General features: G+C 59.8%; 14 protein-coding genes and 1 tRNA gene. 6 read left to right on the forward strand and 9 right to left on the reverse strand.

The window, feature by feature from the left end:
* The first annotated feature begins 270 nt into the window (after positions 1-270).
* Complete coding sequence (locus NW804_RS09730) at positions 271-1,095, forward strand: ABC transporter ATP-binding protein (protein ID WP_414396826.1); 825 nt, start codon at positions 271-273, stop codon at positions 1,093-1,095.
* Between the two features lie 20 nt (positions 1,096-1,115).
* Entirely contained in the window at positions 1,116-2,105 is a 990-nt protein-coding gene (locus NW804_RS09735; RefSeq protein ID WP_414423428.1) for an ABC transporter permease, read from the forward strand.
* A 91-nt stretch (positions 2,106-2,196) separates the two neighbouring features.
* Here NW804_RS09735 and NW804_RS09740 read toward each other — a convergent pair.
* From NW804_RS09740 to truB, 7 genes are all read right to left on the reverse strand, one after another.
* Positions 2,197-2,269 (reverse strand) — tRNA-Phe (locus tag NW804_RS09740).
* Positions 2,270-2,329: 60 nt separating this feature from the next.
* A complete protein-coding gene (locus tag NW804_RS09745; protein ID WP_414405059.1) occupies positions 2,330-2,983 on the reverse strand; it encodes a Crp/Fnr family transcriptional regulator in 654 nt (217 codons plus the stop codon).
* Positions 2,984-2,996: 13 nt separating this feature from the next.
* Positions 2,997-4,598, reverse strand: coding sequence for an AAA family ATPase (locus NW804_RS09750; protein ID WP_414423429.1), 1,602 nt, complete (start codon positions 4,596-4,598; stop codon positions 2,997-2,999).
* A 33-nt stretch (positions 4,599-4,631) separates the two neighbouring features.
* A complete protein-coding gene (locus NW804_RS09755) occupies positions 4,632-5,201 on the reverse strand; it encodes a hypothetical protein (RefSeq protein ID WP_414396817.1) in 570 nt (189 codons plus the stop codon).
* 33 nt (positions 5,202-5,234) lie between these two features.
* Positions 5,235-6,236, reverse strand: coding sequence for a zinc-dependent alcohol dehydrogenase family protein (locus NW804_RS09760; protein WP_414396815.1), 1,002 nt, complete (start codon positions 6,234-6,236; stop codon positions 5,235-5,237).
* Positions 6,237-6,496: 260 nt separating this feature from the next.
* Positions 6,497-7,000: an allophycocyanin subunit beta gene (gene apcB / locus NW804_RS09765; protein ID WP_414396814.1), complete on the reverse strand. Its 504-nt coding sequence runs from the start codon at positions 6,998-7,000 to the stop codon at positions 6,497-6,499.
* A gap of 173 nt (positions 7,001-7,173) precedes the next feature.
* Positions 7,174-8,073 (reverse strand): tRNA pseudouridine(55) synthase TruB, encoded by a 900-nt coding sequence (truB, locus tag NW804_RS09770; protein ID WP_414410068.1) that lies wholly within the window; start codon positions 8,071-8,073, stop codon positions 7,174-7,176.
* A gap of 73 nt (positions 8,074-8,146) precedes the next feature.
* Between truB and NW804_RS09775 the strand changes: the two genes are divergently transcribed.
* The gene (locus NW804_RS09775; protein WP_414423430.1) at positions 8,147-9,148 is read left to right on the forward strand and encodes a DMT family transporter; all 1,002 of its coding nucleotides are present in this window, start codon (positions 8,147-8,149) and stop codon (positions 9,146-9,148) included.
* Here the strand turns inward: NW804_RS09775 and trpS are convergent.
* On the reverse strand, positions 9,111-10,151 hold the full coding sequence (trpS, locus tag NW804_RS09780) for a tryptophan--tRNA ligase (protein ID WP_414420124.1): 1,041 nt from the start codon (positions 10,149-10,151) through the stop codon (positions 9,111-9,113). The two genes, NW804_RS09775 and trpS, sit on opposite strands and share 38 nt — an antisense overlap.
* A 90-nt stretch (positions 10,152-10,241) precedes the next feature.
* On the opposite strand from trpS, the gene NW804_RS09785 reads away from it, so the two are divergent.
* From NW804_RS09785 to gatC, 3 genes are read left to right on the forward strand one after another with little or no spacing between them, the layout of a single operon-like run.
* Positions 10,242-10,541 (forward strand): chlororespiratory reduction protein 7, encoded by a 300-nt coding sequence (locus tag NW804_RS09785; protein WP_414410066.1) that lies wholly within the window; start codon positions 10,242-10,244, stop codon positions 10,539-10,541.
* A 55-nt stretch (positions 10,542-10,596) separates the two neighbouring features.
* Positions 10,597-11,118 carry a photosystem I assembly protein Ycf3 gene (locus NW804_RS09790; RefSeq protein WP_414396804.1) on the forward strand — a complete coding sequence of 174 codons (522 nt, stop codon included), beginning with the start codon at positions 10,597-10,599 and terminating at the stop codon, positions 11,116-11,118.
* Positions 11,119-11,166: 48 nt separating this feature from the next.
* Positions 11,167-11,460, forward strand: coding sequence for an Asp-tRNA(Asn)/Glu-tRNA(Gln) amidotransferase subunit GatC (gene gatC / locus NW804_RS09795; RefSeq protein ID WP_414396802.1), 294 nt, complete (start codon positions 11,167-11,169; stop codon positions 11,458-11,460).
* Between the two features lie 132 nt (positions 11,461-11,592).
* Here gatC and NW804_RS09800 read toward each other — a convergent pair whose 3' ends face one another.
* On the reverse strand, positions 11,593-15,555 hold the full coding sequence (locus tag NW804_RS09800; protein ID WP_414423431.1) for a magnesium chelatase subunit H: 3,963 nt from the start codon (positions 15,553-15,555) through the stop codon (positions 11,593-11,595).
* Positions 15,556-15,571 lie beyond the last annotated feature (16 nt).

The raw sequence follows: 15,571 nt of genomic DNA on the forward strand, positions 1-15,571 counted from the left end.
GTACCTCAGGGCAAAGCGCTCCCCGCCGCTGGCGCGAGGAGGGAACCGCCCCGGAAGGGGGAACGCTTGGGGAGAGCAGCACCGCTGCCATGAAGGGGCAACCTGACATGGTAAGTGCGCTTGTGGAACCAAGAACGAGAATCCCCGGCCCACGGCCCGCTGTCGCGAATGCCCTTCAGGGCGGGGAGTATGTCAACAAGTTGCGGCGGCGGCAGGAGTACGATTAGTTTAGCGCTTCCTCGCCGATCCCTGAGCCGGGAAAAGTAAGCCATGCCTGCCCCGATGATTCTTCTCAACCACGTCAGCAAGGTCTATGCCAACGGCACAGTGGCCTTGCAGGATATGAGCCTAGCCATTCCAGAGGGGCAGTTTGTCAGCTTGGTGGGGCCCTCGGGCTGTGGGAAAAGTACAGTGCTCCGGCTAATTGCCGGCCTGGGGCAGTTGACCAGTGGCTCTATTGAGTGGGGGGGCCACTGCCAGCAAAACCTCCCCAGCCGCCCGGTGGAACCTAAGTTGGCTTTTGTCTTCCAGGAGCCAGCCCTCCTGCCCTGGGCCACGGTGATGGAGAATGTGCGCTTGCCGCTGAAGTTGGCGGGCGAGCCTAGGGAGAAAGCGGAGCCCAAGGTATTGCAGGCGCTGCGCCAGGTGGGCTTGCAAGGGTTTGAGCACAGTTTTCCCCGCGAGCTCTCAGGGGGGATGCGCATGCGCGTTTCCATTGCCCGCGCCCTCGTCACCCAGCCCCAGGTGCTGCTCATGGACGAGCCGTTTGGAGCTTTGGACGAGATCACCCGCAGCAAATTAAACAGTGAGCTGCTGGAGCTGTGGCAGGAGCAGCGGTGGACGGTAGTCTTTGTTACCCACAACATTTACGAGGCCGTCTACCTCTCCAACCGCGTCGTGGTCATGGCGGCTCGTCCGGGGCGAGTAGTGGCGGATATCCCCATCGATGCCCCCTACCCTCGTTCAGAAGACTTTCGCACCTCGCCCCTTTACAACGACTACTGTCGGGAGGTGGCAGCCCGTTTGCGCGAAGCTATGGGTAGCACGACTCAGGAGCCTTACCTGCCTCCTCTCTCGGTTGGACGGTTGCGCTGACAGGGTGCCTGCTTTTCTCTATGCTGGATCTTTTCGCCTCCCTTCTCCAGTTCTTGGATCGCCGGCTGGGATCCCTGCTTGTCCTGCCGGAGCGCTGGTCTTGGCATGGGTCGACTGGGGCTCTGGGCGGTGGGGTGAAAGAGAGACTCAGGCCCGGCCCCCGCAGTGAGGCTGAGGTAGCTGGCTCTGGTCTGCCGACTTCTCCCCAGCGGTTGGATCTAGGTAGGTGGCTCAATCCGGATGTGATTGCCCCTGGGATCGTCGGCCTCCTTTTTCTGGGGCTTTGGGAGGTGGCGGTGCGGCTGACAGGGGTTCCCCCTTACCTGTTGCCGGGGCCGGTTTTGGTGGCCAGAACCCTGGTGAAGGAGTGGGGATCCCTTTTTCCTTCGCTGCTGGTTACCTTGCAGGTTACCGTGGTGGCTTTCCTCTTGGCTGCCATCTCTGGGCTGTTGCTGGCCGTTTTGTTTAGCCAGAGCAAATGGATTGAGCGCAGCCTTTTCCCCTATGCGGTGGTTTTGCAGACAACGCCCATCATTTCCATCGCGCCACTCATTATCATCTGGCTGCGCAACAACACCTTTGCGGCCATGGTGGTCTGCGCCTGGATTGTTGCCTTCTTCCCCATTCTCTCCAACACTACCCTGGGGCTAAACAGCGTCGATCACAACCTGCTCAACCTGTTTCAACTGTACAAGGCCAATCGCTGGCAAACTCTGATCTACCTGCGCCTGCCCAGCGCCCTGCCCTATTTCCTCGGGGGCTTGCGCATCAGCGGTGGCCTTTCTCTCATTGGAGCGGTGGTGGCCGAGTTTGTTGCAGGTAGCGGCGGGGAGCGGGCTGGGATCGCCTACCAGATTTTGATCTCCAGCTTTAACTTACAGGTGCCCCGCATGTTTGCGGCTCTGGTGCTGCTGACTGGCCTGGGGATCCTAATCTTTGTGGCCTTGAGCGCCCTGTCCGACAAAATCCTGGGCCACTGGCATGAAAGTGTTGTGCGCCGCGAAAACTAGGGGGCTGCCTGGTGGCCAACTTGCCAGCGCCAGCAAGCTCCCAGCCTAGGGTGTGGACCTATCTCGAAAAGCTCAGGAAAACAAGATAGGATGCCAGGAACCAGATTCGAACTGGTGACACGAGGATTTTCAGTCCTCTGCTCTACCAACTGAGCTATCCCGGCTTTTCGTAGCCCCTATTTTAGGGTGGCCAGGAGGTCTTTGGCAACAGGTAGCGCCCTAGTTTAGCCAAGGAGCTTTTCCAGGGCCTCCAGCTGCGGAATACAGAGAATGTTGCGGCTGCGATCCCGGCGGATCAACTCCTTTCGTTCTAGCTTGGAGAGAACGCGGGTAACGGTCTCCCTAGCTAAGCCGCTTAAGCTGCTCAGCTCCCGATGGGGTAAGTTGGGGATTTCCACACCGCTGCGGCTGACCCAGCCCCGAGATTCGGCCAAGAAGAGGAGAATATCGGCCACGCGGGCAACACTGCTGGCCTCGCGCAACTGCAGCCGCCGGTTAAGCTGCCGCAGACGGCGGGACATGAGCTGGGCAAGGCGAATGCCAGCCTGGGCATTGGCAGCCAAGAAAGCTAGAAAATGCTGGGCCGACAGAGAACAAACCTTGGTCGGTGTTAAGGCAACCACATCGCTGGAACGAGGCGCCTCATCCAAAGCGGCCATCTCTCCAAAGATCTCGCCTGGGCCGAGAATGGTGAGGGTAATCTCCCGCCCCTCCGTGTCGTGAGTGCGAATCTTGACCCAACCCTCTAGGATGAAATAGACGGTACTGCCCCAGTCGTTTTGCAACACGATGGCCTGGTTGACGGCATGGGAGCGCAGCGCCATCTGACGGGCTAGCGGCTCGAGCACCTCGGGGGAAAAGCCTTCAAACAACGGCATCAAGTGCAAATCCTTAGCCGTTACCTCGCTCACTGGTGATCTCCTGCAGTTGCGCTTGCCAATCTTGACTGGTGTCCAACACCGTCAAGTAAGACCGTTCCCCCTCGGAAAAATCCTGCCACTGCGCCTGCTGCTGGGCAAGGAGATCGGCAGTGGCATCGGCAATGTCAGCTAGGTTTCTGCCTGCAGCCAAGCGGTTGGAAGGCCCAGAAGCGTGGCTGCGCCGTTGCAGACGCTCACGGAGGACAGCTTCAGGGGCGTAACAGTGGAGGATGCGCAAGGGAATCCCGCACTTTTGGGCCTGTTCAATGGCCATGCCCCGCAGCGCTTGCCGGTCAAACTTGGCGTCCAGAATTACGCTGTAACCTTCCCGGGCCAACTCCACGCCCAATTCCACCAGGCGGCGGTAGGTCTTCTCGGTCATCTCTGGCGTATACACCTCCGGCCCCCCCCGCTGCCGCAGAGGGATCCCGGCCAAGTGCTTGCGCACGGCATCGGAGCGGATGTGAATGGCTCCCCGCTGCCGGGCTAGGTACCGGGCCACTGTACTTTTGCCCGCTCCTGACAGGCCAGCCATCAAAAACAACTGTCCCTGTTTGGGAAGCGTGTATTCCCAGGCCAGTCGGTAGTAGCGGGCGGCAGTGTGGAAGGCATTGGCTTTGTCAGCTTCCGCAGCGGCAGGATCGTCCAGCAGAAAAGAGGTAACCTTGGCCCGCACATAGGCCTGGCGATTGAGGTAAATGGGCAAGATCTTCAGTCCTTCCCAGTCACCCGTTTCTTCCAGATAGGTGTTTAAGTAGGCGTTGCCCAGATCAGAACGGTGGCGGGCGTCCAGATCCATCACTGCATAGGATACGTCGTACATCGTATCCACAAAGCGGAAAGCCTCGTTGAACTCGATGCAGTCAAACAGCAAGATCTGGCCTTCCCACCAACAGAGGTTGCCAAGATGCAGATCCCCGTGGCCTTCGCGGATGCGGTCTTGGGCCATCCTCTGGTAAAACAGCTCCTGCCGCTCGGCAAAAAAGCGCTCCGTGTAGGCTTGGGTCTCCTGATACTGCTCAGCCGTCTGGGGACCGCCCACGTAGCGCTGGGTTTGGGCGTAATTTTCGTCGAAGGCCTCCCGTACCCGCTCTGGCCGGCCAAAGCTGCGGATGTAGTCGTTGGTCTCAGCCTGGGCGTGAAAGGCTGCCACCACCCGTCCCAGCTCCTCCATCAAGGCTGGCGTCAGCTCCCCCCGCTCGAGGAGGTTGCTGAAGAGTTGCTCTTGGGGAAATTGCCGCATTTTAAGGGCGTACTCCACCGGCTCGCCACTGCCGCCAAGCTGAAACCGGCCTTGGGTTTGCCCAATGGGCAACACCTGGAGGTAAAGCCCCGGCGCCCCGCGCTGGTTTAGGCGCAGCTCTTCTTGGCAAAAGTGGCGCCGTCGCTCCAGGGTGGAGAAGTTTAGAAAGCCAAAGTCCACGGGCTTCTTTACTTTGTAGGCATAGTCGCCCGTCAGGAGAACATAGGAGATGTGGGTTTGGAGAAGCTGGATCGGCTCCCGCACTGGATGGGGGTAAAACCCCGGCTCCAACATTGCTTGAATGAGGGGCGGCAGGTGGGCACTGGCCATAGAAAACTGGGGATAAGGGATCCCTATTTTCGCTTAGCCTCCAAAGGGCAAAGCAGCCTCTGGGGGTGAAAGGCGAATAATGCTGATCCCTTGCTTAACCAGAGTCTCTTGAGCGGCAGCAGAAAGGGCGTAGGGCCAGACCAAGTATTTGGTGTTGATGTAGTCTTGTCCTCGCTTGGCCAGGCTCACCTGTTCCGAAAGCATGCGCACTTCTGGCCCGCGGGTGATGATGGCTTCGGTGCGGCGGATGCGTTGCATCAGTTGGCTAAACAGCTCTTGGGGCTGCTGCACGAACACCACAATTGCCAGGTCGCAGGGATTGTAGTAGGTGCCGATGCCGCAAAGTAGGAGAGCCTCGCTGGCAAGGACAAGCGTCTCCTCGTCTCCTAGGGCCACCACCGGGTAGAGAAAGGTGCGCACGTCTTCCGGCTGCCAGTGGTTAAAAGAACGGCTATCCACTTCTCCCCGCACCCACGAGGAAATTGGTGGGAAAACCGCTTCGCTCAGCAGCCGATAGACCGTCTGCGGCCGCCCCAGCCAGCAGAGGGCGTTCTCATAGAAGCTCTCGTTCTCCAGCAGGTGAGGGGTAAGTGGGTCAGCCATAGGCGGAGCTGGGCAGGGCCTCCCTTAGCCAGCCTAATCGGGAATGGTTAAGGCAATTTTGCCGAGAACGGATCCCTGCTCCAGCAAGCGGTGGGCAGCAGCCGCTTCGGCCAAAGGAAAGGTGTGGCTGAGACGGATACGCAGTTGGCCTTGGTCGATGAGGCGAGCGCACTGCCTGAGAATCTCTGCCTGATGTTGCTGGGCAGCAACAAGATTCTTCAGCATCGGCGTGAGCATCAGCTCAAAGCCTACCCGTAGGTTGCGGTCACGGGCCACCCGCCAATCGGTCTCCGGAGCAGGCGCCAGCAGCGTGACGAGATCGCCGTACACACGCACAGCCGGAAAGGTCTGCTCCAGTACTGGGCCGCCCAGGGTATCTAGCGCCAGATCCACTCCTTCCCCAGCCGTCCAGTCTAAGACAGCCCGCACAAAGTCAGTCTGGCGGTAGAAGATGGGCAGGTTGGCTCCCAGAGAACGGACGAACTCAGCCTTTTCTGGCGTGCTCACCGTAGTGGCCACCTCGCAGGCCCGCAGACGGGCTAGTTGAATGGCTACATGACCTACCCCTCCGGCGCCGGCGTGGATAAGCACCTTTTGGCCAGCCTGCAGCCGCCCTCGCTCGTAGAGGGCCTCCCAGGCAGTGATCAACACTAGGGGAGCCGCAGCAGCCTCGGCAAAGCTAAGGGTTCTGGGCTTGGGAGCCACAAAGCGCTCATCCACCACGATCAGCTCAGCATAGTTCCCCGGTTGCTTGCCCAGGCCGCCATAGCAGAAGTAGACCTCGTCGCCAACCCGAAACTGCCGCACCCCGGATCCCACCGCTTCCACAACGCCAGCCCCGTCACACCCCAAGATGGCCGGCATCTCTTCTGGGTAGAAGGTACCTCGCCGCCGCAGCTTAGTGTCGATGGGGTTGACGCCAGCAGCCTTGAGACGAACAAGCAGCTCTCGCTCGCCGCGGATCTGGGGATCGGGCACTTCCTGGAGTTGCAAGACCTCCGGCCCGCCGGGCACGTTCATGACAACAGCTTTCATGTTTTCGCTGCCTTTGGCTTGAGTCCACCAACTGCTCCCCTTCTGCCCCCAGCGAGGGAGGCTGTGAGGGACATGCAAAGGGCGACCTTCGCGCTTGGGTTCAACGATGCCGTGCCTTCCTGGAAAGTTAGGACAAGGCTTCGGGCCGCGCCCCACGGCCGCTCTTTCCCTTCCCGGGAGATCCTTAGCGCGCTACCACGATGGTAACGTACCCCCACCAAAGCAAGGGATCTGGGAAGATTCCTGCCCTCTCTATGAGGCTAGATATCGGTTTCACTGAGTTTGGCACTCAGGTAGTCGAAGGGCTCGGCTACAAAGCTGTAGTCCTCGTCGGTGCCAAGCAGCTCTAGGGTGCGCCGCTTCATGTTTTGGATCCCAATGACGGTTGGAGCAATCGGCACACCAAGGGAGTTGTAGGTCTCTCGCAGACCGGCCAAAACGCGCTCGTCCAAAATGCTGTTGTCGCCAGCCACCAGGGCGTAGGAGGCATAGCGCAGGAAGTAGTCCATATCCCGCAGGCAGGTGGCATAGCGGCGGGTAGTGTAGGCGTTGCCCCCTGGGCGGATCAGCTCCGGCACCTCGGCGAACAAGGCTGCCGCCGCCGTCTTGACAATGTCCACCGAGTTGAGGTTGATGACCTGCACAGCTTTGATGCGCCGCAACCCCGAATCGTAAAAGGCCCTAAGAGCGTCCATGGCATCCCGATCCAGGTAGCGGCCTGTCAGGTCGTAGGTTTTGATCAGGGTGGTTATGGCATCGCGCATATCCCCAACTCCGTTTTTGTGGCGTCTTAAAAGGCTAGGTTGAAAAGGCTAGGTTGAAAAATAGAACTCTTCAACTGCTCCCGGCAAGCAAGCTGCACCCACTGAGGCGTTTTCCGCCCTTGGTTGGCTCTCACGCAGTCTACCACACCGGAGGTTTTTCCCCGACAGGGAAATCAGGAATCCGGCAACAGCACCCGCAGCGGCTTGAGCAATCTGCCCTGGCGTTGTCCCAACCCCAAAAACTCTCCCTGGTGGCTTTTCACCCGCAGGGTCTCGGCAGTGGCCTGAGCGGGATCCAGAGGAATGGCCTGACCTTGCTGCCAGCGTCGGCTGTCTGAGGGTGACAGAGAAACTGACTCCCAGCTGGCAAAGCCCCACTCAATGGGCAGCAGGGCAGCAGCAGGATTGGCAGATCCCTGCCACACCTCTAGCGGCCAACTCTCTTCAAGGCGAAAAGGGCCACTTTGCAGCCGCCGCAGCTGGCTCATCAAGCCGCCACAGCCAAGCTTTTCCCCCACATCGCGGGCAAGGGCACGGATGTAGGTGCCGGGGCCACAGGCAATCTCCAGATCCACTTCCGGAAACTCGCCGGGACGCCAGTCCAGGATCTGCAGGTGCCGAATTACCACCCGCCGCGGCTCTAGCCCTAGCTCTGAGGCCTTTGCCCCCGCCCGCGCCAGCTCATAAAGCTTTTTCCCCTGCCGTTTGATGGCGCTGTAAAGAGGCGGCACCTGCCAGATCTCGCCGACAAACTCCCGCAGACATTCCTCCACCTGCTCGCGACTTAGCTCTGGACAAGGGGATCCCACCTCCACCTGCCCCTCGGCATCGTCAGTGTCGCTGCGCTGCCCAAAGCGAAAGGTTGCCCGGTAGACCTTGTCTCCTGGCAAAAACGCCAAAAAGCGCGTCGCCCGCCCCACGGCGATGGGCAAAACTCCCGTTGCCGCCGGATCCAGGGTGCCCCCATGTCCCACCTGGCGGGTGCGCAAGGTTCGCCGCACTGCTGCCACGCAGTCGTGGGAGGTGAGCCCTGCCGGCTTATCCAGATTGAGAAAGCCCTCCAGGGATCCCATAGTTAAGGTTTGTAACTAGGTTGCCGCAGCGCTTAACATGGGGTTGACTTCTGTTGTCAAGTTTGAAGCGCCTATGGCTCAATCCAACAAGTTATCTCAGCCTATCTGGCAACGCCTGCTGATGATTGCCCCGTTTTTCCTTTGGGGTTCGGCAATGGTGGCGATGCGAGATGCCCTCTCTGAGACCACTCCGCTCTTCATTGCCATTCTGAGGCTGTTGCCGGCCGGGATCCTGGTTTTGGCCTTCCGGATCTGGCAGGGGCGGGCCTCCGGAGCGTCTCAGCCCTGGCATCCCCAGGGACTGCAGGGCTGGCTGTGGGTCTTGGCCTTTGCCCTGGTGGACGCCACCTGCTTTCAGGGATTTTTGGCGCAAGGACTGCAGGAAACCGGCGCCGGCTTGGGATCTGTGCTAATTGACTCGCAGCCCCTGGTGGTAGCCCTGCTGGCCACCTGGTTTTACGGGGAGCGGCTGGGGGTGCTGGGCTGGCTGAGCTTGGGGCTAGGAGTTTTCGGCATCGGCCTTATTGGCCTTGGAGGGGGGGGATCCCTGCAGCTAGGAGCTGGCGTTGGCTGGATGTTGCTGGCTTCGCTGTCAATGGCCATCGGCACCGTGATGATGCCCAAGGTGGCAGAGGTGGCGGATCCCGTGTTGGCAACCGGCTGGCACATGGTGCTGGGTAGCCTGCCCTTGATCCTGCTTTCGGCGCTGACAGAAAGCGAGCAGTGGCAGCACCTAAGCGGCATCCATTGGCTGGATCTACTTTATGCCTCGGTGATGGGAAGCGCTGTGGCCTATGCCCTCTTCTTCTACTTCGCCTCCCAGGAAAATCTCACCGAGTTCAGCTCCCTAACCTTTCTCACCCCCGTGTTTGCCCTTTTCTTCGGCAGCACCCTCCTGGGCGAGACCCTCACCCCGCAGCAGTGGGTGGGCGTAGGCGTTACCCTACTCTGCGTGTACGTGATCAACCACCGGCAAAAATGGCAGGAGCGCTTGCCTCTGGTTTGGAAAGGGATCCTGGCCGAGCTGGGCCTTGCCCCTAGCCCTGTCGAAGTTCGCGAGGGGCAGTCTCAGTGAGGGATCCCTCAAGGCTCAGAAACCCCATTGCATCTCGCACCTTTTGGAGGGTTTGCTCGGCCACGGCACGGGCCTTGGCAGCATTTTCCCGCATTAGCTCGTGGAGGTAGCCAGGGTCACTCCAGAGCTCCTGGTAGCGCTTTTGAATGGGCTCTAGAGTGGCGATAATGCTGTCGGCAAGCAGGGGTTTGAACTGCCCCCATCCCATCTCGGCACATTCAGCCGCTACCTCCTCCTTGCTCTTGCCGGAGGTGAGCATGTAGATCGTCAGCAAATTGTGGGCTTCTGGGCGGGCCGGGTCGTCAAAGGTAATGCCTCGGATGGAGTCGGTCTTGGCTTTTTGAATCTTTTTGCGAATGGCATCCGGACTGTCCAGCAGGTGGATGCGGCTGAACTCGGAGGGATCTGACTTGGACATCTTGCGGGTGCCATCGGTCAAGCTCATGATCCGCGCCCCTTGCGGACGAATTAATGCCTCAGGGATGACAAAGGTCTGCCCAAAGCGGTCATTAAAGCGGCGGGCAATGTCCCGACATAGCTCAATATGCTGCCGCTGATCCTCTCCCACGGGCACGTACTTGGGCTGGTAGAGGAGAATGTCCGCCGCCTGCAGAATGGGGTAGCTAAACAGGCCAACACTTGTCTCCTCTCCCTGTTTTTCTTTCTTTTCCTTGTACTGGATCATGCGCTCTGCCCAGTTCATGGGAGTGATAGTGGCAAACAGCCAGGCCAGCTCCGTATGGGCAGGCACATGGGACTGCACAAACAGCACACAATACTCCAGCTTGAGGCCACAGGCCAAATAAAGGGCAAACAGGGAACGGGTGCGCTCCCTCAACAGCTTGGGATCCTGGGGCACAGTGACCGCGTGCTGATCCACAATGCAAAAGAAGTTCTCGTAGTGCTCCTGGTCGGCCACCCAGTTTTTAATCGCCCCTAGGTAATTGCCCAGGTGCAGCTCACCAGAGGGCTGAATGCCGGAAAAGGTGCGCGGCTTGGCCATAGCACTCTCAAAGCCCACAAGACGGCAGACAAAAGCCAAGAAAGTCTTTTTCAGAATACCAAGAGAGTTGCAGCCCTTCCTGACACTCATATGTCAGACCCCCAACCCGAACCGCTCCGCGCTGCCAATCACTACGTGCTGCTGATCCCGGGCCTGCCAGAGCAATTTCTCAGCTCTGAGGAATTGCAGGAGTTCCTCGTGCGGCTGCTTCAAGAACATCCCCATCTGGTGGATGCGGATCTGGCCCGCTACCCCACTCCCCAAGCCCAGGCGCAACGGCTCATCGACACTACTTGTGAACTGGAAGTCTCCCCTGGTGAAACCGTACAGTGGCACCCGGTGCGCCTAAGCAAGCGCCGCTCGGCCTCTTCTGGGCAAAGCTCAACCTAGGGGTTTTGTGGGCGTGGTACAACGCAAAGAAGAGGCACCCTAGGGGAGGTCAACCATGCCCCGCGGCATGAAGAACGACAACTTCATCGACAAAACCTTCACTGTCCTGGCTGATCTAATCCTCAAGTTGCTGCCGGGGGTGAGTTCGGAGGAGAAGAAAGCCTTTGCCTACTACCGAGACGGCATGGCGGCCCAAAGCGAAGGGGAATATGCCGAGGCCCTAGAAAACTACCGCGAGGCTTTGGCTTTAGAGAAGGACGACCAAGACCGCAGCTACATCCTCTACAACATGGGCCTGATTTACCAAAGCACTGGAGACCTGGACAAGGCCCTGGAGTACTACCACCAGGCCCTAGAGCTCAACCCCCGCCTCTGCTCTGCCCTCAACAACATTGCCGTTTTGCTGCACCACAAAGGTGAGCAGAGTCTGCAAGCTGGGGATGAAGAAACGGCTGAGGCCCTATTTGACGAAGCTGCCCGATACTGGATCCGTGCCATTCGCATTGCCCCCAACAACTACATCGAGGCCCAAAACTGGCTCAAAACCACAGGGCGTGCCAACCTGGAGCTCTTTTGAGGTCTGGCTAAGGTAAACTCATCGGTAGCCCATAGGGCCAAGGAAGCAATGCTGACCCGCGAAGAAGTACGCCACGTCGCTCACCTGGCGCGGCTAGAGCTCACTGAGGAGGAGGAAATCCAGTTTACCCAGCAGCTAGCAGATATTCTGGCCTACGTAGAACAGCTTAAAGAGCTGGACACTGAAGGCGTAGAGCCTACTTTCCATGTCCTCGATATCGAGCTGCCCACTCGCCCCGATGAGGTGGAGCCCTACGCCAATGTCGAGGGGATCCTAGCTAACGCCCCCGACCGCGTCGACATGTTCTTCAAGGTGCCCCGCATTTTGGAAGAGGAAAGCTAAAAGCTGCACTCCTGCCGGCCTTCGCCCTAGCGCCAGAGGGCGAACTTTCTGGGGGCTTTGCTACCAACCCCCTTATGCCAGCAAATGCAAGGAGAAGCCTCAGCTCTCCTCTGCGGGGATGGCCTTGACCAGCTACTCCACCCCCTCGATCCGGTCTTCCACTTCCTGATACAGCTCCTGCAGGAGCTCGATGTTGGCTTGGGAAGTTTGCCAGTAGCCACGCCCATGCACCTCCAGCAGGGTGCCGACGATGCGCCGGAAGGAGTGGGGGTTGAGGTTCATGAGGCGCTGCCGCATTGCCTCGTCCTTGATAAAGGTCTCGTTGGCCTCCTCATAGATCCAGTTGTCCACCGCACCTGCCGTGGCCGACCAGCCAGAGGTGTTCACCAGCCGCTTGGCAATCTCCCGCACCCCTTCGTAGCCGTGCTTGAGCATGCCCTCATACCACTTGGGGTTGAGGAGCTTGGTGCGAGCGTCCAGGCGAATGGTCTCGCTCAGGGTGCGGATCTGGGCATTGGGCGTGGTGGTATCGGCAATGTAGGCTGAGGGAGCCTTGCCGTCGGGGCGCAGGCTCTGCACCAGTTTGGTGGGATCCGCATCAAAGTAGTGGCTGACGTCTGTCAGACTAATCTCCGACGAATCCAGGTTTTGGAAGGTTACCTCCACCGTCTTCAGGCTGGCCTCAAAAAGCTGCCGCATCTGCTGGTTGGGCAAATTGGAGCCGAAGGCAAAGGACTTGCGGGATAGGTACATCTCCCGCAGCTCGCTTTCGTCCTCCCACGAGCTGTTTTCCACGGCCAGGCTGATGTTGGCCGAGTAGGAGCCAGAAGCGTTGGAAAAGACCCGCGTTGCCGCCTGCTCCAGAGTCAGCCCCAATTCTTCTGCCTGCTGTAGGGCATGCTTGCGCACAAAGTTCAGCTCCAGCGGCTCATCGGCTAGGGCTGCTAGCTTCACTGCCCGGTCGAGAAGGGCCATTTGGTTGACAAAGAGATCCCGGAATACCCCGGAACAGTTCACCACCACGTCAATGCGGGGCCGCCCCAGCTCCTCCAGGGGGATGAGCTCCACTTTGTTTACCCGCCCCAGGGCATCTGGCTTAGGACGCACCCCCAGCAGGCAGAGCACCTGCGCCAGCGACTCGCCGTAGGTCTTGATGTTGTCCGTGCCCCAGAGCACCACTGAGATGGTCTCCGGGTACCTGCCGCCGTTGGCGCTCAGCTCCCGCGCCAGCAGCCGTTCCACCACAATCTCCGCCGACTTGATGGCCGCTGCCGTGGGGATGGACTGGGGATCCAAAGCATGGATGTTGCGCCCAGTTGGCAAGACGTTGGGGTTGCGGATGGGATCCCCTCCCGGGCCCGGCGGGATGTACTCCCCTTCCAAGGCCCGCAGCAGCGATCCCAGCTCGTAATCTGCCGTAATCTGCTTGAGGCACTCCTCCAGAAACTCAAACAAAGGCTTGAGCAGGTCTGGATCCACCTGCGGGTAGCCCGCCTCCTTCAGGGCCACCAGCCAGGGCGCCTGCCGTCCCATGTTGAAGAAGTTGAGCTTGGCCACGCGCGAGACCCGCCCCTGGGCGTCGGTCTGTTCCCGCACGAGCGCGGCCACTGCTTTATGGCAGGCCTTGTTGATGCGATCCAGCAGCTCTGTATCCGCCAGGTGCCCCCGATCCCGGTTGCGGTAGATTTCGTCGATATCCCGCCCCAGGCTCTGGGCAATGATGCGGGGTAGGCCGAGGATCCCTTCCTCCGGCCGGTCAATGCTGGCAATGCTTACCAAGGTGGCAATCGCCTCTTCTGCTGTGGGGGGCGCCCCAATCACATGCAGCCCACAGGGCAACAGCCGCGACTCAATCTCCATCAGCTTGGCATAGAGCTTGCCCACCACCGTGTCCCGTTCCTCTAGGGTGAGCTGGGCAGCGTCCACCGTCGGCAGCTCCACGTCTTTGTCTAGGTTGACTAGCCGCGCCTTGTCGCAGATGGCGTTGACAATGGCAATGCCCCGCGCCCCCTCCCGCAGGGTTTGGTAAGAGCCAATCAGCTCCCGCAGCTCCTGCAGCCCCTTGTAGAGGCCAGCGTTTTCTGCCGGCGGTGTCAGGTAGCTGATGGTGCAGGCATAGCCCCGCCGCTTGGCGATGGTGGCCTCGCTGGGGTTGTTGGCAGCGTAGTAGTAAAGGTTGGGCAGGGATCCAATTAGGTTATCCGGGTAGCACTCGCTGGACATGCCAATCTGCTTGCCCGGCATGAACTCGAGAGACCCGTGAGTGCCAAAGTGGATGACCACGTCGGCTTTCCAAACCTTTTCCAGGTAGGTGTAGTAGGCGGCAAAGCCGTGGTGGGGACCGGCCGACCTGGAAAAAAGTAGCCGCATGGGATCCCCTTCGTAGCCAAAAGTGGGCTGCACCCCGATGAACACGTTGCCAAAGTGCTTGCCGTAAATCAGTAGATTTTGCCCATCGGTGTTCAGGTGCCCTGGAGCTGGCCCCCAGTATTTCTCAATGGCTTTGACGTAGGGGGTCAGGGCCTCGTACTCCCGCACCGACAGCTTGGCCGCTACATTCAGCTCCGGGCTAGCGTACTGAGCTTGGGGATCGTGGAGGATAGACTCCATCAGCTCCTGGGGGGTTTTGGGCAGCTCTGGCCCCAGGTCGTAGCCATTGTGGGCCAGCGCCTGCATCACCCGGTGGATGGAGGCAAACACATCCAGGTAGGCGGCTGTTCCCACATTGCCCTTGTCTGGCGGAAAGCTGAAAATGGTGATGGCAATTTTCTTCTCTATCTTGGGCTTGCGCCGCAGATTGGCCCATTTAATGGCCCGCGCTGCAATCAGCTCAATCCGATCCTGCATCGCGTGAGCTTTGCCGGTGACGGCGTCCCGCCCCGAGAGGATGATTGGCTCAATGGCCCCGTCCAGCTCGGGAATGGCAACTTGCAGCGCCACCTGCACCGGGTGCAGGCCCAAGTCACTGTTGGCCCATTCCTCGGTGGATTGAAACACCAAGGGCAGGGCCACCATATAGGGGCGATTTAGCCGCTTGAGTGTCTCCACTGCCTTGGGGTGATCCTGCCGCGCTGGCCCGCCCACTAGGGCAAACCCGGTTAGCGACACCACTACATCCACAATGGGTGCCGTCTTTTGCTCGTTCCAGAAAAACTCGTTCACTGGCTTGGAGAAGTCCAAGCCGCCGGCAAACACTGGCACCACTCGCGCCCCGCGCGACTCCAGCTCTTGCACCATGGCAACATAGTGGGCATCATCCCCCGTCACCAGGTGGGTGCGCTGCAGCACCAGCCCCACGCAGGGGGCCAAGGGATCCTTCACGTCCTCTGGCAGATCCTCGCGGGCATTGTACCAGTCCCAGTACTCCGCCAGGCTGGCAAACATTTGCGGCGCCAGCGGGTGCCAGATACCCATCTCCAAGTAGGTGACGGGCTCAGCAAAGGAGAGCTGCCCCCGCATCCCTGGCAGGTAGCGATCCGCCAGCATGAGCAAAAAGTTCTCCAGGTTCTCCCGGGATCCGCCCAGCCAGTACTGGAAGCTGAGCATGAAGTTGCGGGCATCCTGCGCCTTGTCGAAGGGCAAGTACTTCAACACCTTGGGCAGGGTCTGCAGCAGCTTCAGCATCCCCTCTTGGAAGCTGGATCCCTGCTGGCGCTTGCGCATGAACTGGGCAATGGCGCTCTTGGACTGCCCTAGCTGCGCCATGGAGAAGGATCCCAGCTTATTAAGGCGCATCACCTCCGGCATGGAGGGGAAGACCACCACCGCATCCAGCCGCTCCCGCAGGGGCTCCACCGCCTGCACTACTTTCTGGGCAATGTCTTCGATAAAGATTAGGGATCCAATAAAGACATTGGCTGTCTCCAGATCCCGCTGGAAAGCCTCATACCCCGAGGGATCCCGCAGCTCCTCCACCAAGTACCCCGACAGCTCCACCGCCAGCTTAGGGTTGTGGGCATTGATGCGCTGCACCGCCGCCGTCAGGGCGCTCTGATACTGCGGCTCCAACACCACGTACACCACCTTCATCAAGCGGCGATCCCCCACCTCAGCAGGGGCAACGTGGCGGGTGATGGGCTTAACCAGAGTAAACATGCGGTCGCTCTCCGTC

This window comes from Synechococcus sp. WC10meta, from assembly GCF_047461475.1.